Annotated in this window: 25 protein-coding genes and 1 pseudogene; 19 read left to right on the top strand and 7 right to left on the bottom strand. The window is 30.7% G+C overall.

The features are described 5' to 3' along the window. The first annotated feature begins 334 nt into the window (after window positions 1–334). The 9 genes and pseudogenes from M2475_RS04245 to M2475_RS04285 all read left to right on the top strand — a co-directional run bounded on the left by M2475_RS04245 (window position 335) and on the right by M2475_RS04285 (window position 6,156). A complete protein-coding gene (locus M2475_RS04245) occupies window positions 335–745 on the top strand; it encodes a hypothetical protein (protein ID WP_277489800.1) in 411 nt (136 codons plus the stop codon). A 14-nt stretch (window positions 746–759) separates the two neighbouring features. Then, window positions 760–1,332 carry a hypothetical protein gene (locus tag M2475_RS04250; protein ID WP_277489803.1) on the top strand — a complete coding sequence of 191 codons (573 nt, stop codon included), beginning with the start codon at window positions 760–762 and terminating at the stop codon, window positions 1,330–1,332. Window positions 1,333–1,526: 194 nt separating this feature from the next. Continuing rightward, the gene (locus M2475_RS04255) at window positions 1,527–1,868 is read left to right on the top strand and encodes a hypothetical protein (RefSeq protein ID WP_277489804.1); all 342 of its coding nucleotides are present in this window, start codon (window positions 1,527–1,529) and stop codon (window positions 1,866–1,868) included. Between the two features lie 184 nt (window positions 1,869–2,052). Continuing rightward, window positions 2,053–2,484 (top strand): hypothetical protein, encoded by a 432-nt coding sequence (locus M2475_RS04260; protein WP_277489805.1) that lies wholly within the window; start codon window positions 2,053–2,055, stop codon window positions 2,482–2,484. A gap of 288 nt (window positions 2,485–2,772) precedes the next feature. Next, window positions 2,773–3,762, top strand: a complete 990-nt coding sequence (locus M2475_RS04265) for a glycine betaine ABC transporter substrate-binding protein (protein WP_277489807.1) — start codon at window positions 2,773–2,775, stop codon at window positions 3,760–3,762. Window positions 3,763–3,824: 62 nt separating this feature from the next. Continuing rightward, the gene (locus M2475_RS04270; RefSeq protein ID WP_277489809.1) at window positions 3,825–4,637 is read left to right on the top strand and encodes an ABC transporter permease subunit; all 813 of its coding nucleotides are present in this window, start codon (window positions 3,825–3,827) and stop codon (window positions 4,635–4,637) included. A 43-nt stretch (window positions 4,638–4,680) separates the two neighbouring features. Then, window positions 4,681–5,196: pseudogene (locus M2475_RS04275) on the top strand (ATP-binding cassette domain-containing protein); the annotation flags it as partial. A gap of 273 nt (window positions 5,197–5,469) precedes the next feature. Next, window positions 5,470–5,802: a CBS domain-containing protein gene (locus M2475_RS04280; protein ID WP_346780364.1), complete on the top strand. Its 333-nt coding sequence runs from the start codon at window positions 5,470–5,472 to the stop codon at window positions 5,800–5,802. A gap of 159 nt (window positions 5,803–5,961) precedes the next feature. Beyond that, entirely contained in the window at window positions 5,962–6,156 is a 195-nt protein-coding gene (locus M2475_RS04285; protein ID WP_277489810.1) for a cold shock domain-containing protein, read from the top strand. Window positions 6,157–6,377: 221 nt separating this feature from the next. On the opposite strand, the gene M2475_RS04290 is transcribed toward M2475_RS04285, so the two are convergent. Further along, window positions 6,378–7,061 carry a M23 family metallopeptidase gene (locus tag M2475_RS04290; RefSeq protein ID WP_277489812.1) on the bottom strand — a complete coding sequence of 228 codons (684 nt, stop codon included), beginning with the start codon at window positions 7,059–7,061 and terminating at the stop codon, window positions 6,378–6,380. Then, the gene (locus tag M2475_RS04295; RefSeq protein ID WP_277489813.1) at window positions 7,051–7,689 is read right to left on the bottom strand and encodes a TetR/AcrR family transcriptional regulator; all 639 of its coding nucleotides are present in this window, start codon (window positions 7,687–7,689) and stop codon (window positions 7,051–7,053) included. The genes M2475_RS04290 and M2475_RS04295 overlap by 11 nt, the downstream gene beginning before the upstream one ends. A 245-nt stretch (window positions 7,690–7,934) precedes the next feature. Here M2475_RS04295 and M2475_RS04300 point away from each other — a divergent pair, with 245 nt between their 5' ends. The 3 genes from M2475_RS04300 to M2475_RS04310 are packed head-to-tail and all read left to right on the top strand — an operon-like array spanning window position 7,935 to window position 9,252. After that, entirely contained in the window at window positions 7,935–8,183 is a 249-nt protein-coding gene (locus tag M2475_RS04300; protein WP_277489814.1) for a hypothetical protein, read from the top strand. A 34-nt stretch (window positions 8,184–8,217) separates the two neighbouring features. Further along, window positions 8,218–8,715 carry a hypothetical protein gene (locus M2475_RS04305; RefSeq protein ID WP_277489815.1) on the top strand — a complete coding sequence of 166 codons (498 nt, stop codon included), beginning with the start codon at window positions 8,218–8,220 and terminating at the stop codon, window positions 8,713–8,715. A 36-nt stretch (window positions 8,716–8,751) separates the two neighbouring features. Beyond that, on the top strand, window positions 8,752–9,252 hold the full coding sequence (locus M2475_RS04310) for a hypothetical protein (RefSeq protein ID WP_277489817.1): 501 nt from the start codon (window positions 8,752–8,754) through the stop codon (window positions 9,250–9,252). Window positions 9,253–9,360: 108 nt separating this feature from the next. Here the strand turns inward: M2475_RS04310 and M2475_RS04315 are convergent, their stop codons facing one another. Continuing rightward, window positions 9,361–11,244 carry a PTS sugar transporter subunit IIA gene (locus M2475_RS04315; RefSeq protein WP_277489818.1) on the bottom strand — a complete coding sequence of 628 codons (1,884 nt, stop codon included), beginning with the start codon at window positions 11,242–11,244 and terminating at the stop codon, window positions 9,361–9,363. Between the two features lie 130 nt (window positions 11,245–11,374). Between M2475_RS04315 and M2475_RS04320 the strand changes: the two genes are divergently transcribed. From M2475_RS04320 to M2475_RS04335, 4 genes are read left to right on the top strand one after another with little or no spacing between them, the layout of a single operon-like run. After that, window positions 11,375–11,695 carry a PTS lactose/cellobiose transporter subunit IIA gene (locus M2475_RS04320; protein WP_277489820.1) on the top strand — a complete coding sequence of 107 codons (321 nt, stop codon included), beginning with the start codon at window positions 11,375–11,377 and terminating at the stop codon, window positions 11,693–11,695. Next, the gene (locus tag M2475_RS04325) at window positions 11,695–13,080 is read left to right on the top strand and encodes a glycoside hydrolase family 1 protein (protein ID WP_277489821.1); all 1,386 of its coding nucleotides are present in this window, start codon (window positions 11,695–11,697) and stop codon (window positions 13,078–13,080) included. The genes M2475_RS04320 and M2475_RS04325 overlap by 1 nt, the downstream gene beginning before the upstream one ends. A gap of 2 nt (window positions 13,081–13,082) precedes the next feature. Beyond that, entirely contained in the window at window positions 13,083–14,396 is a 1,314-nt protein-coding gene (locus M2475_RS04330) for a PTS transporter subunit EIIC (RefSeq protein ID WP_277489822.1), read from the top strand. Next, complete coding sequence (locus M2475_RS04335) at window positions 14,396–14,698, top strand: PTS sugar transporter subunit IIB (protein WP_277489823.1); 303 nt, start codon at window positions 14,396–14,398, stop codon at window positions 14,696–14,698. The genes M2475_RS04330 and M2475_RS04335 overlap by 1 nt, the downstream gene beginning before the upstream one ends. Before the next feature lie 74 nt (window positions 14,699–14,772). Here M2475_RS04335 and M2475_RS04340 read toward each other — a convergent pair whose 3' ends face one another. The 3 genes from M2475_RS04340 to M2475_RS04350 all read right to left on the bottom strand — a co-directional run bounded on the left by M2475_RS04340 (window position 14,773) and on the right by M2475_RS04350 (window position 17,874). Next, window positions 14,773–15,612 carry a sialate O-acetylesterase gene (locus M2475_RS04340; protein WP_277489824.1) on the bottom strand — a complete coding sequence of 280 codons (840 nt, stop codon included), beginning with the start codon at window positions 15,610–15,612 and terminating at the stop codon, window positions 14,773–14,775. Window positions 15,613–15,655: 43 nt separating this feature from the next. After that, window positions 15,656–16,378: a DUF5131 family protein gene (locus M2475_RS04345; RefSeq protein ID WP_277489825.1), complete on the bottom strand. Its 723-nt coding sequence runs from the start codon at window positions 16,376–16,378 to the stop codon at window positions 15,656–15,658. Window positions 16,379–16,479: 101 nt separating this feature from the next. After that, window positions 16,480–17,874 carry an aspartate aminotransferase family protein gene (locus M2475_RS04350; protein WP_277489826.1) on the bottom strand — a complete coding sequence of 465 codons (1,395 nt, stop codon included), beginning with the start codon at window positions 17,872–17,874 and terminating at the stop codon, window positions 16,480–16,482. A gap of 120 nt (window positions 17,875–17,994) precedes the next feature. Here M2475_RS04350 and M2475_RS04355 point away from each other — a divergent pair, with 120 nt between their 5' ends. From M2475_RS04355 to M2475_RS04365, 3 genes are all read left to right on the top strand, one after another. Further along, window positions 17,995–18,888 carry a LysR family transcriptional regulator gene (locus tag M2475_RS04355; protein WP_277489827.1) on the top strand — a complete coding sequence of 298 codons (894 nt, stop codon included), beginning with the start codon at window positions 17,995–17,997 and terminating at the stop codon, window positions 18,886–18,888. A 106-nt stretch (window positions 18,889–18,994) separates the two neighbouring features. Beyond that, window positions 18,995–19,309 (top strand): hypothetical protein, encoded by a 315-nt coding sequence (locus M2475_RS04360; RefSeq protein ID WP_277489828.1) that lies wholly within the window; start codon window positions 18,995–18,997, stop codon window positions 19,307–19,309. A 6-nt stretch (window positions 19,310–19,315) separates the two neighbouring features. Beyond that, window positions 19,316–19,522 carry a helix-turn-helix transcriptional regulator gene (locus M2475_RS04365; protein ID WP_277489829.1) on the top strand — a complete coding sequence of 69 codons (207 nt, stop codon included), beginning with the start codon at window positions 19,316–19,318 and terminating at the stop codon, window positions 19,520–19,522. A gap of 94 nt (window positions 19,523–19,616) precedes the next feature. Here the strand turns inward: M2475_RS04365 and M2475_RS04370 are convergent, their stop codons facing one another. After that, window positions 19,617–21,539 carry a PTS sugar transporter subunit IIA gene (locus M2475_RS04370; RefSeq protein WP_277489830.1) on the bottom strand — a complete coding sequence of 641 codons (1,923 nt, stop codon included), beginning with the start codon at window positions 21,537–21,539 and terminating at the stop codon, window positions 19,617–19,619. Window positions 21,540–21,551: the final 12 nt, after the last annotated feature.

Below are 21,551 nucleotides of genomic sequence, written 5' to 3' on the forward strand. Positions count from 1 at the left end.
GGTTCATCTAAATCATGGTTCTGAAGAAGAAATAATAGAAAATAAAATATTTAATATAAACTTAAATATAAAATAGTAAAAATTAGAAGTTAATGTAATCATTTAATAACGTTCATGCAAAATCATTTTTAAGAGGTTTAATAATCTAGCTATACTTATATGCTGTTTACGTAACCTCTTTTAGTTTGTGTTGTAGTATTAATGAACCTAATAGATACGAATATCAACTTATAAAAGAAGGCAAGGATATATTGTCTTGAATTAAACTTTGCACTTGTTATATTTATACAAATACATGAATATGAAAATCAGATGAAATGATAAGGAGAAAACAATGGAATATGAAATAACATTAGAAAAATTAAATGGAGATTTAATTACATTAAAAGATGAAAAAGAATTAGAAGATGCGATTAACAACTTAATGAATGAAGTAGTTGGAACTTGTATCACGATTGAGATTGAATCACCTTTTGATAAAATTATTATGCTTATGGTAGATTGTGTAGAAGTAAGAGAAAAGGGTATGTTTAAAAAGAATAAGGTAATAGATGCATACTATAGAATACATGCAGTAGCAGATATTGATGAAGATAGCGATTTGATTAACTATTATTACAAAACTAAATCTTGTTTAGAAGTTCAAAACATGTTTCTTGATTTTATGAATGGCAAAGGAATACCAACGGTATATAGCTGGGCAAAAGATGAAGATACAGATGTTAAACAAGTTTTTGAAATGTAGAAGGGTAAACAAATATGGATCAACGAAAAGAAATGCTTCAAAATGAAAGAATATGGGAAGTGATGAATGAACATGATGAAGCGTTGGTGAAAAAATTATATGCAGTAGAAAATACGAATGGGTTAAATGCAATAAGAAAAGTATTAACTTTTATTGGTGCAATTATTGTACTCATTCAATTTCAAAGAGGAATTCATGCGAATACAGGTATTACAAAAGGCATTATCGCATTAATTATATTAGTATTAGCAAATGTTGCTTTTAGGACGTATACAAAATTAAAGATAAAACATTTTGTAAAAGGTGAATTATTCGCTGCTAGAGGACTGTGTTTTAAAAAAGAAATGGAAGTTGAAAAAGAAGTTTATTACGAAGATGGAAAAAGTTGTATAAGAGAAATCATCCATTATAATGCTTTTTTTAAAATGAGTGATGGAAGCGAATATACACTTGATTTAAGTGACCCCTATTATAAAAGACTTTCAATAAATGATACTTTTGTATTTGTGAAACAGCACTCTAGAAAATCTAGTTTTGATTATTATTCACAAAAAGAAATGGATCAGTTGAATACAATAAAGAAGTAGTTATTGAGAAAAATAAAAACAATCTATAAATTGAAACCTTGTGATATCACTGTGACAAGTAAACGTTATGATTACTTGTCATTTTTTAATATTTATTGTGATATTAAGAATGTTATAATATAATTCAGTGATGATTGAATAGCACTTTAAATGATTTATTGGTAGATATTACAAATGAAAAAGGAGACTAAGTTGTGCTGACGAAGGATGAATTGAAAAAAATTGATAACCTAGAAAAAGAATCAAAACAATTACTTGTACATATTAAGGTTTTAATAGCTATGCGAATAATAGCATCAGTTTTCTTAATGCTTTTTTTAGTTTCTGCGTATTTATCAAATATAGATAAAATACCAAGTTATATCATGTTTATCTTTTTGAGTTTTGGAGTGATTGTGGCTATATTAAGTGGTATAAGATCAAAATATGGTGAATATGATGGAGAAAGCTTATTGGTCTTAAGAAGACGAATAAAATCAATAAAAAACGAAATTGATTTGATAAATAAATTTGCATCACAACATGATGATAATTAAATAAATGTGAATTTGTTGGATTAAAAAAGGAGAAAGTTATGGAAAAAATAAAGACTATTTTAAATTAGGAATTCATGCATCAAAGAAACATGCATATCTTCACTATACGCCAGGAACGTGGAAGGATTCATTAGACTTACTTGATCAAAAGCCTTTAGATGATACATCTATCCGACATTTATCAATGTTTTTAGAATTTGATTCAGAAGCTACAGAATTAGCAGATTTTAATTATTTTGAACAAGATAACCCTGTTATATCAAAAGCATTAACAGCTGTTTTAAAAAGTTTTAATTTAAAAGATGTACAATTCATTCCAGTAAGTATTCAAGATACAAAGGGTAAGGAACATGAAGGATTCAATATTATTAATGTATATAATAAATTCCCATATAATTATCATGAAATTATTAAAAAGATTCCTTTGGAAGAGCGTTTGGTATTTATTGAACAAGGAAATACACCAAGTATCCTATATCATCGAAGTGTAGTAGAAAAAATGTTAGAGCTAAATCCAACAGGTTTGCGAGTAATAGAGGTGTATGAATCATGGAATCCTGAGTTAGAATCAAAAGAGGAATACTTTGATAGATTATTTGCTGATGATGACGATTAGTAAGTATAAGATATGATTACTGTAGTTCAAAATAACTATCATATATAATACAAAAACACTACCTTTATAAGGGATGTGAAATACCTCATACCTTTGGAATGTTGTAGGGCCAGTTTCTATTAATACTGAAACTGTGTTATGATGTAACTACATAGAATAATGGAAATATGAATTTTAGACTATCGATATAGAAATATCAAAGAGACTGTAATTAAAGTGTTTTTGGGTACATAGAGTAACTTCATACACTTTAAAAAGTGAGATGATAGATCAATTAGGAGGTCTAAAATGAAAAAATATTTAAGTATAGTATTGATGATAACAATACTAGCATTAGTGGGGTGTTCCTCGGAGGAAGCGGCTAAAGTTATTACCGTAACAGATAATCAATTTGATTCGCAAAGTTACCATAATGCACTCGCAAAAATTGTTGTAGAAAATGGGTTTGATGGCTATGAGCTTGAAGTGTCCACTGGTTCATCTACTATGAATTGGCAGTCAATTATTTCAGGAGATATTGATTTAGACATTGAAAGTTGGACTGGTAATGTTGCTACATATGAAAAAGATAAAGAAAACGGAGACATTGTTGATATAGGTGTATTAGTACCTGATAGTCAGCAAGGTTTTTATGTTCCAAGATATGTAGTTGAAGGGGATAGTGAAAGAGGGATTAAAGCAGTAGCTCCCGAGTTAAAAACAGTAAAAGATTTAGAAAAATATCCTGATTTATTTGTAAATGATGAGAATCCTGATAAAGGAAGAATTTATGGTGGGATAGCAGGTTGGATGATTGATGAAACTTTGTATGCTAAATTTCTATATCATGGATTAGATGCACAATATGAGTACTTTCGTTTAGGTAGTGAGTCAACTTTATTTGCATCATTGGTAGCAGCATACAACAAAGGGGAACCATGGGTTGGTTATTGTTATGAACCAACATGGGTAGCTGGAAAATTGGATTTGATTCGTCTTACAGATGCTCCATATGACCCTGAAACATATCACAAAGGAGGCTCTGATTTCCCTTTACAAGAATTAAAGATTGTAAGTAACAAATCTTTTAAAGATGATTATCCTGAGTTGGTAGATTTCTTTAGTAATTATCAGACTGGTAGTGATATTGTAAATGAAGCACTGGCATACATGGATGACAAACAAGCAACTTATGAAGAGGCAGCTATATGGACGTTAAAAGAACATCCAGAACTATTGGATGCATGGTTAAATAAAGAACAAGCAGACAAAGTAAAAGAATATATAGGTAAAAAATAATGTCTCTCTTGGAAATCGCATCTTCATTTCCAGAAGAATGGAAGGTTAATATAGGAGATGCTGTGGATAATTTTATTAAATCTATCAGTATAAAATATCAGGCATTCTTTGATGCAATCAAAGCAGCAGGTATTTGGATTGTCAATTCTATCAATAGTATACTTATGATGATACCATGGTGGTTATTTATTATTTTAATTGTTGCATTAACATATTATGTAACTAAAAAAGTAAGAACATCATTATTATATGGGGGATTGATTACACTTATAGGTTTTTTTGGATTATGGTCACATATGATGGAAACGTTGAGCATTGTAATTACTTCAGTAGCAATATCATTATTATTAGGATTTCCATTAGGTGTCCTAATTGCATTAAGTAAGAAAGCAGAAAAAATTATAAGACCTATTTTAGATATGATGCAAACAATGCCAACCTTTGTCTATTTGGTTCCTGCAGTTATTTTATTTGGAGTAGGAAAGGTACCAGCAATTATGGCAACAACAATTTATTCTATTGTTCCTATGATTCGAATGACAAATCATGGAATATCACATGTGGATAAAGAAGTGATTGAAGCAGCAAGAGCTTTTGGTTCAACAACAATGCAAACCTTATTAAAGGTGCAGATACCACAATCATTATCGACTATCATGACAGGGATGAACCAGACATTGATGATGGCGATGTCTATGGTCGTTACATGTTCGCTAATTGGTGCAAATGGATTGGGAATGGAAATTCTTGTTGCCACAAATCGAACGGAAATGGGAAAAGCTTTATTGCCAGGACTTGCAATCGTTTTTCTTGCGATTATATTAGATCGGCTAACCCAAGGAATAGTGAAAAAGAGTGAGAAGATATATGAATAATCATGATATTATACGCGTAGAATCAATAAGTAAAGTTTTTAAAATGAATAAAACTGCACAAAAGTTAATTGATAAAAAAGAAAGCAAAGATATAATTTATGAAAAATCAGGAGCGATTGTCGCTTTACAGGATGTTAGTTTTAATGTAAAGCGAGGCGAGACCTTTTGTATAATTGGACTATCTGGTTCAGGGAAATCAACGCTTATACGTTGTCTTATTGAACTTGTAAAACCAACAAGTGGAAAAATTTATATGAATGATATTGATGTTTTATCTTTATCAAAAAAAGAATTGCTTGAATTTAGACGATAACAGGTATCGATGATATTTCAAAGTTTTGGTTTGATGTCCCATCGTGATGTTATTGGAAATGTAGCATATGGTCTTGAGGTAAAAGGTGTACCCAAAGAAGAACGTTTAGAAAAAGCGAAAGAAATGATTTCTATGGTTGGTTTAGATGGATTTGAGCATGAAAGAATTGCAAATTTATCAGGTGGAATGAAACAGCGAGTTGGAATTGCACGAGCACTTGCCAATAAGACAGAAATTCTTCTTATGGATGAGCCATTTTCAGCGTTAGATCCATTAGTAAGAAAAGAAATGCAATTTGAACTTTTAAAGATTCAAAAGAAACTAAATAAAACAATTGTTTTTATTACGCATGATATGGATGAAGCATTCAAATTAGGAGATCGTATAGCGATTATGCAAGATGGGAAGATTATTCAAATTGCAACGCCTGAAGAAATGTGTGAAAACCCAGCAAATGAATATGTAAGAAGTTTTATTGATAATACGGATAAAACAAAAATATTCAGTGCTAAAAATGTAATGATCAATCCAAACTGTGTGGCAAAATATAATGATTTTCCAATTATTGCTTTAAGAGAAATGAAGAATGCTCAAGTATCAAGTGCTTATGTGGTAGATGAACAAATGCATTTAAAGGGAATTATTACATTAGAAGATACGATAAGAGCAAAAAATGAGAATTTACAAATTGAAGATGTATTGATTGAAATATTTTCTGTATCATTAGATACATATATTACAGATTTGATTGATACAATGACAATATCTAAATATCCACTAGCAGTTATTGATGAAGAAAAGCAATTACAAGGAATTCTAACAAAAGTAAATGTTTTATCTTTATTAAAGTAGCTACTATTGTAAGAATAAAAAATTTATTATTAATAGATAAAGAGTATCAAATAAATAATGGTATCGATAAAGTAATTAACGTGTTATGATGAGTCTAGATAAGTAGTACTATTTGTAGTATATTAGGCAGATACTTCTTAATCTAGTTAGGAGGTATCTATGGAAACAGGTAAAGTACGATTTTTTAATGAAAAAAAAGGTTATGGATTTATTACTGCTAAAGAAAATGAAGAATTATTTTTTCATATCAGTGGTGTAAAAGACGGACTTATTTTGAATGAAAACGATGAAATTCAGTTTAATAGAGAGAGTGATACAAAAGGAGATCGCGCAGTAGATATAGAAAAAATATAGATTCATAAAATGCTTTATGCAAAGTAATTTTGTTTAGGAATAAAAGTTAGGTTATAAATACCTAATGAGTAATAAACCTAACCCAACATAAAGACACGATTCTATATATGTCTGTAAGATGAAAAAGATACTTATACTATAATTTTAATAGTATGAGTATCTTTTTATGTTTCTTAAGTGATTATATGCACTAATTCACATTAGTTTTAAAAGCATTAAGGTTAATCAATAAATCGAAATTGATCATCTTTTGATGGAATTGAATTGTATATTGTTGTCCATTTGTTATCTTGAAATATTTCATATTTTTCAAATAAACAAGGAATTCCTTTCGCTACCTTAATATTTGCACTATCCATTAATTGAAAATGTAGATGAGGACCTGTTGAGTTCCCAGAATGACCAACATTTCCAATAATATCCCCTTTTTTTACTTCATCATTTATGGACACATTAGTAGAATTTGTTTGAAGATGTGCGAATGCCATATATACTCCATTATCACATTTCATCATAATATAGTTACCAGCTATTTTACTATAATCATGAACATTTTCATTAAAGGAAGTTGAATGTTTAAGTGCAAGAATAGAATCAATGAGCCAGTGTACAATTTTCCGCTCAGGGATACCATCTTTAATATATACAATTTTTCCATCAGCAGGAGCATGTATCGGTTGTCCCCAACAGATACATTTTTTTAATGGAACACCAAATAGCAAATATCTTAGAAAACTAGCATGGTAAAATTTTCTGTGGTTTTGCCAGTCTACTTGCAAAAAATCAAAAGCATAACGCAATCCCATTCGATTAGTCCCATGGCTTGGAATTTTACTAGCAGGAGTGGTAGGGGAATACCATTCGCCTCTTAGAGGAAATTGAATTATTATTGGATTATACATCATAAGTATCACCAGTATTGCAGAAGATGGTACGCAAATCTTTAAAGTATAAAATAATCGAATCAATTAATTCATTAAAATCCAAATTAGCATATTCTGTGACTCTAAGAATTTCTAAGATTTGATTGGAAAAACCAAGTACATTAGATAATATAAGTTGTTTACATCTATCAACACTTAAATCTTTACGAAAATTAGTTTCACTTGTGTTTTCAAATATTTTTTGAAAACACAGTGGGTCATTGTTGCTTAATTGCTTTTGAATTACTGAATTTATATGCTTTGATTTTGTATTTACAGATAACTTATTGAAGTCAAAAATCCAAGGATGCTCTTTCATTAAATCAATTTGTAAGAGAAATGACTGTTGTAGTCTTTTGAAAATATCGGGTTCGTCAAACGTCATTTTTTCAAGGTATTCTGTGTTGATTTTATCTTTGCAATAGTCAATCAAATAAAGAAACAATGTTTCTTTATTTTGAATATAATGAAACATGAGTGCTTTTGATATGCCAGCATTTTTAGCAATTTCATTGGTTGAAGCATGATCGTATCCTTGGGTTGCAAATTCTTTTAATGCAGAATTTAAAATGAGTTGTTGTCGCTCTGTATCTAAGTTAGAGATATTCAAAATATCACTCCTTTGACCTATTAGGTTAATATCATCATAATACATTTTACCTAATAGGTCAATTCTTTGAAGTTGTTTTTTTATAAATTGAATAACATATAGATTTTATGTGTGTGGATTAAGCTTACACTTCTTTTCGGGTAATCATTTTCCCATTTAGATAATAGTATTTCCCTTTATGATGGCGATTTGAAAACGCCTTTTATTATTGATATAATTTAAGTAGTTCTTTGGAGGGGGAAAGTATGAAAGTAGTATCAAACTTAGAATTAGTATCAAGTCAAGTAACCACATTACAAAATAAAAAAGATATTGCTTGTGGTGCTAATAATAAACCAACATATAGTAATCAAATAAATATAACTTCTAAAAATCAATCAATATCATTAGATAATGATGTTTTTTCATTTCTAAATAGAATTGAAACATATCTTCAAAAAGACATAGAAAAATCCAGCAAGAAAGACAAACAAATTCATGCCAAGTTTGTTTGAAATAATTGAGTATGAATAGGAAAAAGGAAATATTATGAAAAAAATAATATCAATTATTCTAATATCCTTACTACTCTATGGTTGTGGCGGATATGTTATGAAATATGATGAGGAGCAAGTTAAGGAACAGTCATTAAAATATTTAGAAGGAAAATATGGGGGATCTTATGAATTTAGCAATAGTAGTAGCCCAGCTGGATCAAATTTTGTTCAAATTTCTTTTAAAGATTTAGATAGATCAGATGATGAAGGAACAATGTTCATAATTGTTATATGGTATGAAGATAGTGGTGTAATGAGTGATTATGAGGATTATATGCCCAAAACCATGGATTACGATGAGGATAAAGTAAAAAAAGAAGCATTGGAATACTTAGAGAATAAATATGATGAAGAATTTGAGTTTAGATGGTGTATGGCTCATCCTGACTATGTAGATGTAGTGTTTGATGTTGTTGATAAGACAAAGCAAAATACTGTGACAGTAAAATGGAGAGAAGATGGTGTAATGACTGATAATTTTAAGGAATAATGGAGTTGTTTGCTTTAATAAATGAGAGGAAAGCTTATGAGAAAAATATTATTAATGTTAATTGTTTCTACACTGCTGCTTGGCTGTGATGGTGGAGGTAGAATGGAGTATGATGAAGAACAAATGAAAAAAGAAACATTACAATATTTAGAAGAAAAATATGGTGGTAATTATGAATTTGAAAGTAGTGATAATCCAGGGGGTTCAATTTCTGTAGAAGCGACGTTCAAGGATTTAGATAATTCTAATGATAAAGAAACAGTACTTATAATTGTTACATGGGATAAGGAGAAGGGAGCAATAAGTGATTCTACGAGGCATATTGAAATAGGAATGGAATATGATGAAGAATTATTAAAGAAAGAAGCATTGGAATACTTAGAAAATAAATATGATGAAGAATTTGAATATGTGGGGTGTAAAAGTCATTCTGATTATGTGAATGTAGTGTTTGATGTTACTAGCAAAAAATACCAAAAAACGGTATTTGTTTCATGGCATGTAGATGGTAGCATGAATGATGATTTTGAAGAGTAGTGGGACCTTAAGTGAAAAACCATTATGTGCAGATGTAAGAAAACAGGTGGCTATAATTGTCTTTATGCAACTATGACTACCTGCTTTTATTGTTGTAATTAATGGTTGTTAATTCGTTAATTTCTTTACAAAATCATTTAGTGAATTTGAAGAAATTAAATCATTTGTTCGATTTGGATCACATAGTGTTTTAATAATACCATTATAAATTTTTACGAACTCTTTGCGATCTTTTTGCTGGACGGTAATCATTAATACCAAATGAATATTATTATCATCCCAGTGTACGGTTTGTTTGTTAACCATTACAGCAAACATTGTCTTTTTGGCATCTAATTCAATGGCATGAGGAATTGCAAAAGTGTTAAAGAAACAAGTAGAAGACAATGCTTCACGTTGTTTAACCGATTCAATAAAACCAGGGTTTGTTAAACCTATGGAAATGGCTTTTTGACCTAAAAATTCAATTGCTTTATTTTTATCAATTTCTTCATCAATGACAAAGAATAAGTCTTCGCTAAAGAAGGAACTTAATAAAGCTCTTTGTTTATTACGATCTTTATTTCTAATTAATGTATGAACCATTTCATTGATGTTTAAATGATCTTCTAATGTATAAAAAGGAGAAACCACTACGGTGTTAGAACGATTGCTAGAAAATTGTTTGGTTGTAAGTATTAAGTCATAGTTTTCTGATATATCAAGTGCTCCAACATTGTTAATTACTTTTTTAATATGGATTAAATCATTAAAGTTATCATTTATTTTTTTTATTAAATTGGTTTTTATTTTCATATATTCACTACTTATGATAATCGTTTGTAGTTTATTGTTTTGTTCTGTTTGATTTTCAATTAGAAAACCAATATGAATACTAATATATCCTATTTCTTCATCATTGATTTCAATATGAAAAGTAGTAGCTATTTGTTGGGCGATGGATACCGCAAAATCGTAGATAAATGGAGTATTTCGTTTTATGGTCTCCAAGATATCATTATTGACACTTTGCTTTGCATTTGCTCTTTTGATAAGAGCATCCACGTGTAAAGCGAAAGGATGTAAGAATTCTTTATAGTTGATCTCTAACAAGTAGTAGTTAAAAGTTGAGAAGAGAATATCGTCGATTTTTTGTAAGAATGTTTCATCTACATATATTGATTCCGTTGTTTCACTACCTGATAGTTGTGGCTTTATTTGTCCTGCGAGCAACATAGCAATATAGGAAATATCTTCTTCGGTTGGGTTGATATTCCAATGTGTCGCATAAGTAGAACAAATATCAGCAGCAATTTTATATTCTACAGTTGATTCTTCAACTGTTGTAATTATATTTTCTTCTATGTAGTCATCACTACGCATACGATATAAAGCGATTACGATATTGACTAAAAGGTTTTGCACACAATTGCTTTCGATATAATAATTATGTCGTAATACGGATTCGGTAATAATTATCTTAATTCTACCAGTGTTGATACCTTTGAAATAATCATCTAAGTTTTGAAGTTCTTCAAATGAAAAATCAGTTTCTTCTTTAATTAACATATTAATAAGTTTACGTTTTGCCATCTCACTTCCTTCAATCCATACATGATTACGACTACGCTTAAGCTTCAAGTCATATTTTTGAAGAAGTGGTTTTATTTGTCGTAGACGTTTTTCTAAGGTGGATGTACTTATATAAAAGAAATCCGCTAAATCATCAAGTGATAAACGATCATTAAAGATTAGTTTTCGTAATAAAGAGTGAGAATCATTTAAGGTTCTTTCTTTAAATGGCTTTAATATGTTTCGCATATCATCGTGTAGTAAATATCCACGATTTGTCGATTCAATCAAAGGTAAAATTCTATTGATATTTACAATTTCACTTTGTACCGTTCGCAAAGAAAAATCCAAAGTAGAAGCAATGCTTTTACCTGGAATGTATTGTTTTTGTTGAGAAATCAAATTGATAATTGCTCGTTGCCGATCACTGAATCTATTCATATGTTACCTCACTTACATTATAGCAAAAGTAATCACACAAGTAAGTTAACTTTTGCGGTGTACACCGCAAAAATAAAATTGATTGGATATAAAAGCTCAACTATGATGAAGGTGTAAAGGTGGTGATCAGATGGACAAAGCGAACATGCAGACGATGGCATTTCAACTTATAGGACATGCAGGAGATGCTTTTGATGCCTTCTATCGAGCAATTGATAGTGCTAGGGGAGGTAATATTGAGGAAGCAAATAAAATCATGAAGGAAGGACAAGCGAGCCTTTCATTGGCACATCAAAGTCAAACAAATCTTCTTACAAGTGAAGCTAAGGGAGAGAATATTGAGTTTAGTGTAATTATGATACATGCACAAGATCATTTAATGACAACCATAATGTTTGAACGTGTTGCTAGAGAGTTTATTACGCTTTATGCAGAAAGAGAGGATACGTAATGAGTAAGTTTTTATGGGGAAGTGCTACGGCAGCATATCAATGCGAAGGAGCATGGAATGAAGATGGAAAGGGTTTGTCAAATTGGGATGACTTTGTTCATAGTGAACGAAATAATGTAAATCCTGTTACTGGAGATGTAGCAAGTGATTTTTATCACCGTTATGAAGAAGATATCAAGATGATGGCTGATGGAGGCCAAAATGCTTTTCGTTTTTCAATTTCTTGGGTTCGTATCTTTCCAAATGGAACAGGTGAGGTAAATCAAAAAGGAATTGATTTTTATAATCGTGTAATTGATTGTTGTTTAAAATACGAGATTGAGCCACTTGTTACTTTATATCATTATGATTTACCACTAGGTATATACAATGATGGAGGATGGTTAAATAGAAATGTCGTTGATGCCTTTGTAGCATATGCCAAAGTATGTTTTGATGCTTTTGGTGATCGAGTAAAATATTGGATGACAATTAACGAACCTAGTTATGAAACTTTATGTTGTTATGGGTTTGGAAACTATCCGCCAAATGATAAAAATTTAAGTCATCGTTTTCAAGCAATCTACCATCAATTACTAGCAAGTGCGAAAGCTGTAATTGAATATAAAAAGACACAGGATGGCATGATTGGACTTGTTAATGATGCATATCCAATTGAATCTTTAGATTCTTCACCAGCTTATGATGAAGCAATTCAAAATGCGGATTGGTTCTATAATACAAGTGTTAATGATTTAGCAATTAAAGGAGAGTTTCCAAAAGGGTTTGTAGAAAAACTTAAAACTAGTGGCTTTGAAACAGACTATATCAAGGAGCAAGATTTACCAATTTTCAAAGCAGGTGTCATCGATTATCTAGGTCTAAATGCTTATTTTAGATACTTGGTAAAACCATATGAAACAGGTGGCACAAGATTAAATACAAATAATAAAGGGGATGGGAAAAAAGAAGTCATGCAAGTTGAAGGATGGTTCACAATTGATGAAGATCCAACAACTGAAAAGAATCCATGGGGAATGGAAGTATATCCAAAAACCATGTATGATTTGCTATTAGATTTGAAAAGGCAATATCCAAATACACCAATTATCATTACTGAAAATGGAGTGGGATATTATGATGATTTTAAAGATAACACAGTAAAAGATGATTATCGTATCGATTATCTTAAAGGTTTTATTGAATGGATGAATAAAGCACAAGCGGAGGGGTGTGATGTTAGAGGGTATTTAGTATGGTCAACAATGGATTTATATAGTTGGATTAATGGGTATAAGAAACGTTATGGTTTAGTTTATGTAGACTATGAAGATAATAATAAACGTTATCCAAAAGAAAGTTATTATTGGTATCGAGATTTTATTAAAAATAGGGGGAATAATTAACTATGGAAAAACTAACTAATTTTATTGAAAAACATATTGCACCAGTAGCAAATAAACTTGCTCGTAATAAATATGTTCAAGCTATTCAAAGTGCATTTTTAACTTTAATCCCATTTATGACAATTGGATCTTTTGCACTTATCATTATTTCACCTCCTGTAGATTTCACAACCATGGATGCTGGAATCTTAAGAAGTTTTATGGAGGGATGGCAAAATGTTGCTAATTTCTGTGATCCTGCATTAAGTGCAGTATTTATGGGAACAATAGGAAGTATTTCATTATTTACAGCATTGGGATTAGCTTATAATTTGTCAAAACAATATAAAATGGATAGTTTCTTACCAACGATTTTAGCTGGAGGAACCTTCATTATTGTAAATGCAATCGATCGTGATTGGGCATTCAATGCTACTTATTTTGAAGGTGTTGGTTTATTTGGTGCAATTGTAATTTCTGCACTAACGGTAGAAATGTATCGGTTCTTAACGAATAAGAAAATAGGAGCAATTGAACTTACTGGAAATGGCGTTCCACCAGCATTGACAGAATCATTTAAATCGTTAGTACCAGCTGCTATTATTACAGTCTTTATGGGAACGTTAAGCGCGCTTGTAATTCATTTTACAGGAGATATGTTTCCAGCATTAATTGGAAAAATGATGGGACCGATTGTAGGTTTGGTAGACAATGTTTGGGGTGTGATGATTTTAGCTCTAATTGTAATGGTATTTTGGTGGTTTGGTATTCACGATACGGTTATTACAGGACCATTATCACCATTACTTTATTCAAACCTAACAGCCAATATGACAGCTTATGCAGCAGGAACAGCAGCGGTTGCATTACCTTTTGTTTTAACCGAGCCATTCTGGTTTACCTTTATGGCAATTGGAGGAAGTGGAGCAACCTTTGGATTAGCAATCCTATGTTTTCGTTCTAAATCAAAACAGATTAGAACGGTTGGAAAGCTTGCTATTGTACCAGCTTTCTTCAATATTAATGAACCACTCATTTTTGGATTGCCATTAATGTTTAATCCAACGATGTTTGTACCCTTTGCACTTGTTATGCCATTAAATGGAGTGATTACTTATATTTTAATGAACTTAGGTATTGTTGGTAGTACTTTTGCGAATCCAAGTTGGAATATGTTTAGTCCGATTGGAGCATTGATTTCAACGTTAGATATCAAAGCTGTAATTTTGGTACTTGCATTAATTGTAATTGATATGCTAATATATTTACCATTCTTTAAGGTGTATGAGAAACAAAAAATAGCGGAAGAGAAATTAAACTCAGGAAAGGAGGCATAATGAAAATTTTACTAATTTGCAATGCGGGTATGAGTACAGGTATTTTGCAAATGAAATTAGAAGAGGAAGCACAAAAGCTTCATCTAGATGCAGAAGTATTAGCGATTCCCATGAGTGAAATCGATGATCATATAAAAGACAGTGATGCAGTATTGTTAGGACCACAGATTCGTTTTGCATATAATGATGTAAGAAAGATGGTCAGTGAAGATAAGCCAGTCATGGTGATTGCAGCGCAAGACTTTGGAATTATGAATGCCGAAAAGATTATGAATGATTTAGTGGAAGAACTAAATAAATAAAGAGATGATGACAAAAAAGAGACTTATGATAGTCTCTTTTTGAGTATAAGTTAATTCTAAATTAATAGATAATCCTACATATTATTTTTTAATCCCTTTTCAAAATCTTCATAGGTTATCTTTCCAAAAGCTAATTCCATACTTTTTATAAACATCTTTTCTGTATTCGTATACTCTTTTTTATGAATGCTAGCAATTAATTCTGGTTCCTTTTTTAGTGGTTCAAAAACATGTTCTTTTTTGGAAAAAGCTTCATAGTAACGCAACCCAAATTTTCTTTGTGAAATAGCATCGATATGGATACCATCAGGATTACAAGTTAATTCTTTTGCTATTATAAAATAACAATGTTTTTGCGTAGTAGCAAAGCTTTCTAATTCTTGGTTAATATAATTATATTCTTCAGCGGATTTTCCAAATCCTGCTTTTCCTAAATAATCACCTAATCCACCAATGAGAACAGGTATTGTAGGAACATCCAATTCCTTTCTAAGTGTTTCAATGATTTTTAGAAGTTTTGGATAGTATCCTTTGTAGTTGCCATGATAACTATCACTTTCTCCTTGATGCCATAGAATACCTGTTAATTCACTATGTTCCATAGCGAATTTAGCTTCACTTATCGCATGTTTGAAAAGGGGACCATCAACATCCCATTCATCAATGGAACTACCGCCTTCTGCACAAGGAATCAAGTCAATAGTATCATCTGGATGGTCATTTATCCAAGCTACCGCAAAAGATGCAGCCAGTCCAACACCAGCAACAGGACGATCGTAATTGATGGGTTCAACCATCATTTGCCATCTACCATTGCGTAACATTTTTATATTTTCATAATAAATTTGCTCTACCTCATGGATAAAACCTCTACCAGCCATATTTGACTGTCCTAACATTAGAAATGATTTCATCATTTCACATCCTCTCTATTCATTTTTTGTTTCATCAATATAATTAAAACAATTTTTTGCCATCTAAAATATTTATGTTTAATGTTTTTGCTAACGTAGTTTGTTTAAAGGGGTTTATTTTCTCAACAACCCCATCACGTTTGAAAAAGGTTCCTGTACTTTTAAACCAAAAAGTAACGTTTGCTTTTACACATTGTTCACGAATACTAAGAATCCAATCATAATTGCATTCTCTTGCTTCTTTGCCGCTTTCTCCACTTACTGTAACATGATCAACACCATCAAGATAAGGAGTTAGATCAATTGCTTCTAACATTGGCGAACAAGATATGAATTTTCTTTTCATAGGATAAGAAAGAAAGAGTGGTAATCGGTAATCGGCGATAGCCTGCGTTTCAACTGTACAACCTATATTCACGTTGTCATATCCATCTTCCCAATCATCAGGAAGTGATTCCATAAAGCGATCAATTCGTTTCGTTAGAATCAAAAAATCAATATCTTGTCGTTGCTTTATCATTGCCCATACTTCTTTACGCCATTCATCAGCTTCCGGAAGAAAAAAATCAGTGGCAAAGCAGGTTGCTAAGATTTTATCACCTTTAATATTGTATTCACCATTGGCTTTTTTTCTTATTGGCCAATCAAACTTATCGGTTTTTGTGATCGTATTTTGTCCATATCGTTTGGCATGAGGTCCATAAAAATAACAATGCGAACAACCATCACTTATCATATAACATCCACTCCATGGTTCCCAGTTCATCGTTTATCTCCTTTTATAATTTTTAGTGATTTCATTATACCAAAAATGTATATATGGATAAACAAGGAATCAAAAGTTTGCCTCTTTTATAAAAATCTATTTTATAGAAATGAATTTGCTGTTTCTACTAATAACTTTATTGTATTTTGTATATCGTATGTTGTTGTTTGAGGGTTTATTGTACAAACTCGTAATACGGTTTTACCATCTAGTTGAGTAGTTAAAATTCCTTCACCAAGCTCTACTAATTTCTTTGATATAGCTTTATTAAGCACATCAAGTTGTTGGTTTGAAATACCTTGTGGTGCAAAGCGAAAATTTACAATTGCCAATTTTGCTGTTGATATAATTTCCCAATAATCATATTTGCTTATTTCTTGTTCCATGTATTCTGCTAATTGAATGTTATGTTCAATGCCTTCTTCGATTTTTTTGATACCAAGAACTTGTAAAGTAATCCATAATTTTAAACTTCTTGCAGGTCTGGTTAATTCAGGTCCAAAATCCCAATAGTTAATTTGTTCATCATTCACTTTCGCATCCTTTAAATATTCTGGATGAGTTGCGAACGTATCTAGTAAATAATCTTTATTCTTAACTAGTAGGGCACTGCAACTGTAGGTCTGCATAAGCCACTTATGGGCATCCCAACTAATACTATCACAACGTGATATACCATCTAATATATGACGATATTTTGAAGAAACTAAAGCCGTAGCTCCATAAGCACCATCGACATGCATCCATAGACTATATTTATCACATATATCAGCAATTGCATGTAAAGGATCAACACTCCCTGTATTGGTTGTACCAGAGGTAGCGATGATGGCAAAAGGAATGAATCCTTTTTTTATATCTGCATGAATTGCTTCTTCTAATGAAGAAGTTATTAATTCATATTTTTCATTTGTAGGAATTTTACGTATTTGATCTTCTCTAAACCCAATGATTTTTAATCCTTTGGCAACTGATGAATGTGTTTGATCAGAGACATAGGCAATACCCTTGGGGTACTCATCTTCACGAAGTTTCACATTTCTTGCTGCTACTAACGCGGTTAGATTTGCCATTGAACCGCCAGAGACAAATAAGCCTCCTGCACTATCTGGATAGCCTGCGAGTGAACACATCCATTTGATTAACTTTCTTTCAATACAACTAGCACTAGAGCTTTGTAACCAACTCCCAGCATGTGGGTTAAAGGCACTCGTCATAATATCACCAGTCCAAGATAACAGGGAAGTAGGACTAGGGATAAAGGCAAAGCATTTAGGATGTTGCATGTATGCTTGGTTTGCATATACTAGTGTTTGCATTTCCTTTAGCACTTCATCAACATTTCTACCTTCATCAGCAAAAGGAATCTTTTCAAGTTGTGATAATTTTTCATTATCGATGGGTGGGAAGACTTTTTGTGAATTTATATTTTCATGAAACGTCTGATAGTCATTAATAAATTCTAGAATATTTTGAAAAATAATTTCATTGTTCATAAATATATCTCCTTTTTCTAATTGAAGTAACTTCATGAATAGTTTATCATTAGATTATAAATTAGTTAAATTTATAGAATTTATGATATTGATTAAAAATTATAATGAAAGAGGTGTATGATGGAAATAAGAAATATGAAAGCCTTTTTAAATGTGGCAGAACTACAGAGCTTCACAAAAGCTGCTGAACTATCAGGATACTCTCAATCAGCGATAACAGTTCAGATTAAGCAATTAGAAAAGGAATTGGGTGTACAGTTGTTTGAACGAATAGGAAAGCAAGTAAAGCTTACAAACTATGGTGAAACCTTTCTTCAACAAGCCATAGTTATTTTAAAAGAGATTGAAATAGCAAAAGAAATTGTTCATACAAATGAAGCACCAGCAGGGAACCTTGATATCGGTGTAATCGAATCCTTATCTACAAGTGTATTACCCGATATTTTAATTGAATTCCAACAAAAATATCCACATGTTTCAACAACTATTAAAACAGGGCTTAACTCAGAAATGTATGAAATGATTAAAAATAATCAAATCGATTTAATATATTTCTTAGATGAAAAATTAAATTTTCCTAAATGGATAAAAGTATTAGAAAAAGAAGAACCTATTGTGTTTGTTACTTCTTCAAAAAATCCCTTTTTAAATCATAAAGATATAACCTTACAGATGGTTTTAGAAGAACCTTTGATCTTAAGTGAAAAAGGACTGAGTTATCGTTACGACCTAGAACAATATCTTGCTTCTAAGAATATGGAATTACATCCTGTATTGGAGATAGGAAATACAGATGTAATTTTGAAGTTAATATTAAATAATTATGGTATTTCTTTTTTACCTTACTATGTAGTACAAGAACTTGTAGAACAAGGAGAGTTGACTATTTTAGATATCAAAGAAGTAAATGTTACCATGTGGAGTCAGGTAGTCTATCATAAAAATAAACTATTAACCCCACAAATGAAAGCTTTTATTGATATGTTGAAAGAACATACGAAATATAATGAATGATGTGTAGGTATAATTATAACTCAAAAGTAAAGTTTCCTTTACTTTTAAAAAAATATGTGGTATTCTACTAATGTAAAGGAACATTTACATTAGTGAGGTGATTAGAATGCTTTTTTCAAAAAAGAAAGATGAAATGCAAAATGTTATTGATTATAAAGTATCAGATTTAACCATGAAAATACTTTTCTTATTCTTGGTTCTTCGTTATGCTTATGTATTTATAAGCGATCAAGTAGAAAGCTTAACGCTAATTGATTGGATTTATTATGAGATAATCATTACAACAAGTTTAGTAGGAAGACTATATTATGAAAATAAAATGACAACTTATCATGATAAAGTCATAGGCTTTAATTTACAGACATTATTTTATGTGATATTTATTGTAATGGGATTTCTCAATATATTTTTACACATGTAGGCGTATATGGAAAACAAATTGAAGGAACTACGTCATGAGCATCATCTTCGTCAAGATGATTTAGCCAAAAAATTAAATGTTAGTCGACAGACTATTATTGCTATTGAAATAGGGAAGTATAACCCATCATTGGAATTAGCCTTTGAAATAGCTGCTTTCTTTGATAAGAAAATAGAAGATATATTTCTATATAGTAGTGATACAAAAAGGTAACTTATAATTTCATTTTATGTGCTTAAATTGAATCATATATAAGTATGATGAAGAAAAAACAATCAGGTAATTTTTCTGGTTGTTTTTTTGAAAATTATATGTTGTGTAGAAGACTAAATAGACACTCAAAGAATTCATCATATGTCTTGCAATTTATTAATTTATCTACATTATTTTTTTGTGCTAATAGCTTTGTTAGGTTGTTTAGTATATTTCTGAAATCATAACGATCACTATATTCAATAGAAAGAGAAAAAATCAGTTTCACTTTTTCTCCATCCCAATCAATACCAAATGGGTTTATCCAAACATAGATTCCAGTTTTTTTCGCATCTAAGCGTATCGTATGAGGAAGAGCGACACTCCCAAAACAAGTCTTGGACATTTCTTCACGTTCGATTACTTTTGCTTCATAATCACTATTAACATAGCTTAGTGCATAAAGTTCACGAGATATGCAATGGATTACTTCTTTATAATTATCAATTCTTGTATCTATTTTAAATAGGTTTTCTGAGAAAATTTCACGTAAGCGGTTTTTGAATTCATTTACTTCTTTACTCTCATTCATTTCATTGATTGAATTGGTTAATATGGTTATATCTTTATTGGTAAGAAATGGTGTTATTTGTATGTAAGGAATAGCTTTGTTAGTAATGGATGTTGTCGTAATCAGCAAATCAAAATCTGTTAGTTTCTCAAGTGCTTTTTCAGTATGTATAACACCTAGAATAATGCATTCTTGTGCAAATATCTTTTTAATGCGATTTGCTACTTCGAAGGACAATCCATTATATTCAGGAAAGAAAAGATAACACTTTATTTTATCTTCATAATTCTTCTTGTTTTCAATTTCTCCACCGATATGCATAGTGATAAAGGCAATTTCACCTTCGGATAGTTTTACATTAAATGCTTCTTGAATTCTTTTTGATATTAATACACCCACTTCATAAATCATAGGGCAACTTGTCTTTATATTTTGCAAGAGCGGATTGCGATTACTATATTTCATTTTACAACGAAGAATAAGATTATTGATATGCAGAGTTAGACGCACAAAAAACATTTCATCATTTAACTCAATATTAAAATAATCATCGATTTCCTGTATTACATTTTTGGTAAATTCAATATATTGATTGTCAATAATTTGGTGAAGATCTTTAAGATTTATTTCTTGAGGATTAAATCTTGTAGCTCGCACTAATAATAGAATAGATAATTGATCTATTTCATTACTATCTAAAGTTATCTTTAATAATTTTGTGATAGAAGCACTAATCTTTAAGGCAATTTCTTTATAGTCATTTGGAATGTTTGTATCATTGTTTATTGGGATTGATGGGAAGCCTGAATGCAAACGATCTACAGCAATTATAATATGGAGCATTAAGTTCATAAAGGCATAATCGTTAATAAAATATTTAGCGTTTTCAAGGATGGTAGATATTTCTTTTGAAAGGGCGTATATTTCAAAGTTAGGAAAAGCGGCTTCTAATGTTGAAATATCCATAAAATGATCACTGCTTTCAGAATACAAAATACTACTTACCATTTTGCGTTTATCAATCTCTTTACCTTCAATCCAAAATTTATTTTGTTCAATTTTTAAAGAAATTCTATTTTTAGTAAAGGCTCTTTTTGCTTTTTGTAAATCTAACCTTATGGTTGATTCACTGACATATAACTCTTCACCAATATCCAATATATCAAAGGGACTATTTTTATCTGAATAATGAGTAGCTAAAAGGATAATGAGATATTTAATTCTTTCCTCAGGAGTTGAAGGTATATCATTTTGTTCCTTACTCTTTTCATTTGTAAAATTGCTTTCCAATAAACGAAAACCTTGTGAAGAAGATGCAAGACGAATATCACCTTGTTCTTTTAAGCGATTCAAATAATTGTGAATAGAACGTACAGAAACATTTAGTTCCGCTGCTAAAGATTTGGCAGTTTTCCACTTCTTTGACCTATGAAGGATATCAATTAAATCTTTCTCTTTTTGGTGCATATATACACCCCC

Source organism: Breznakia sp. PF5-3, from assembly GCF_029504745.1.
Taxonomy (GTDB): domain Bacteria; phylum Bacillota_I; class Bacilli_A; order Erysipelotrichales; family Erysipelotrichaceae; genus Breznakia.

Bases quoted from the DNA above. Each gene is read 5' to 3' on its own strand.
- M2475_RS04340 (WP_277489824.1), bottom strand. From the start codon at position 15,612: ATGAAATCATTTCTAATGTTAGGACAGTCAAATATGGCTGGTAGAGGT.
- M2475_RS04320 (WP_277489820.1), top strand. From the start codon at position 11,375: ATGGACAAAGCGAACATGCAGACGATGGCATTTCAACTTATAGGACAT.
- M2475_RS04265 (WP_277489807.1), top strand. From the start codon at position 2,773: ATGAAAAAATATTTAAGTATAGTATTGATGATAACAATACTAGCATTA.
- M2475_RS04335 (WP_277489823.1), top strand. From the start codon at position 14,396: ATGAAAATTTTACTAATTTGCAATGCGGGTATGAGTACAGGTATTTTG.
- M2475_RS04310 (WP_277489817.1), top strand. From the start codon at position 8,752: ATGAGAAAAATATTATTAATGTTAATTGTTTCTACACTGCTGCTTGGC.
- M2475_RS04245 (WP_277489800.1), top strand. From the start codon at position 335: ATGGAATATGAAATAACATTAGAAAAATTAAATGGAGATTTAATTACA.
- M2475_RS04290 (WP_277489812.1), bottom strand. From the start codon at position 7,061: ATGATGTATAATCCAATAATAATTCAATTTCCTCTAAGAGGCGAATGG.
- M2475_RS04285 (WP_277489810.1), top strand. From the start codon at position 5,962: ATGGAAACAGGTAAAGTACGATTTTTTAATGAAAAAAAAGGTTATGGA.
- M2475_RS04260 (WP_277489805.1), top strand. From the start codon at position 2,053: ATGTTTTTAGAATTTGATTCAGAAGCTACAGAATTAGCAGATTTTAAT.
- M2475_RS04370 (WP_277489830.1), bottom strand. From the start codon at position 21,539: ATGCACCAAAAAGAGAAAGATTTAATTGATATCCTTCATAGGTCAAAG.
- M2475_RS04330 (WP_277489822.1), top strand. From the start codon at position 13,083: ATGGAAAAACTAACTAATTTTATTGAAAAACATATTGCACCAGTAGCA.
- M2475_RS04250 (WP_277489803.1), top strand. From the start codon at position 760: ATGGATCAACGAAAAGAAATGCTTCAAAATGAAAGAATATGGGAAGTG.
- M2475_RS04350 (WP_277489826.1), bottom strand. From the start codon at position 17,874: ATGAACAATGAAATTATTTTTCAAAATATTCTAGAATTTATTAATGAC.
- M2475_RS04315 (WP_277489818.1), bottom strand. From the start codon at position 11,244: ATGAATAGATTCAGTGATCGGCAACGAGCAATTATCAATTTGATTTCT.
- M2475_RS04365 (WP_277489829.1), top strand. From the start codon at position 19,316: ATGGAAAACAAATTGAAGGAACTACGTCATGAGCATCATCTTCGTCAA.
- M2475_RS04360 (WP_277489828.1), top strand. From the start codon at position 18,995: ATGCTTTTTTCAAAAAAGAAAGATGAAATGCAAAATGTTATTGATTAT.
- M2475_RS04305 (WP_277489815.1), top strand. From the start codon at position 8,218: ATGAAAAAAATAATATCAATTATTCTAATATCCTTACTACTCTATGGT.
- M2475_RS04325 (WP_277489821.1), top strand. From the start codon at position 11,695: ATGAGTAAGTTTTTATGGGGAAGTGCTACGGCAGCATATCAATGCGAA.
- M2475_RS04345 (WP_277489825.1), bottom strand. From the start codon at position 16,378: ATGAACTGGGAACCATGGAGTGGATGTTATATGATAAGTGATGGTTGT.
- M2475_RS04355 (WP_277489827.1), top strand. From the start codon at position 17,995: ATGGAAATAAGAAATATGAAAGCCTTTTTAAATGTGGCAGAACTACAG.
- M2475_RS04300 (WP_277489814.1), top strand. From the start codon at position 7,935: ATGAAAGTAGTATCAAACTTAGAATTAGTATCAAGTCAAGTAACCACA.
- M2475_RS04280 (WP_346780364.1), top strand. From the start codon at position 5,470: ATGATCAATCCAAACTGTGTGGCAAAATATAATGATTTTCCAATTATT.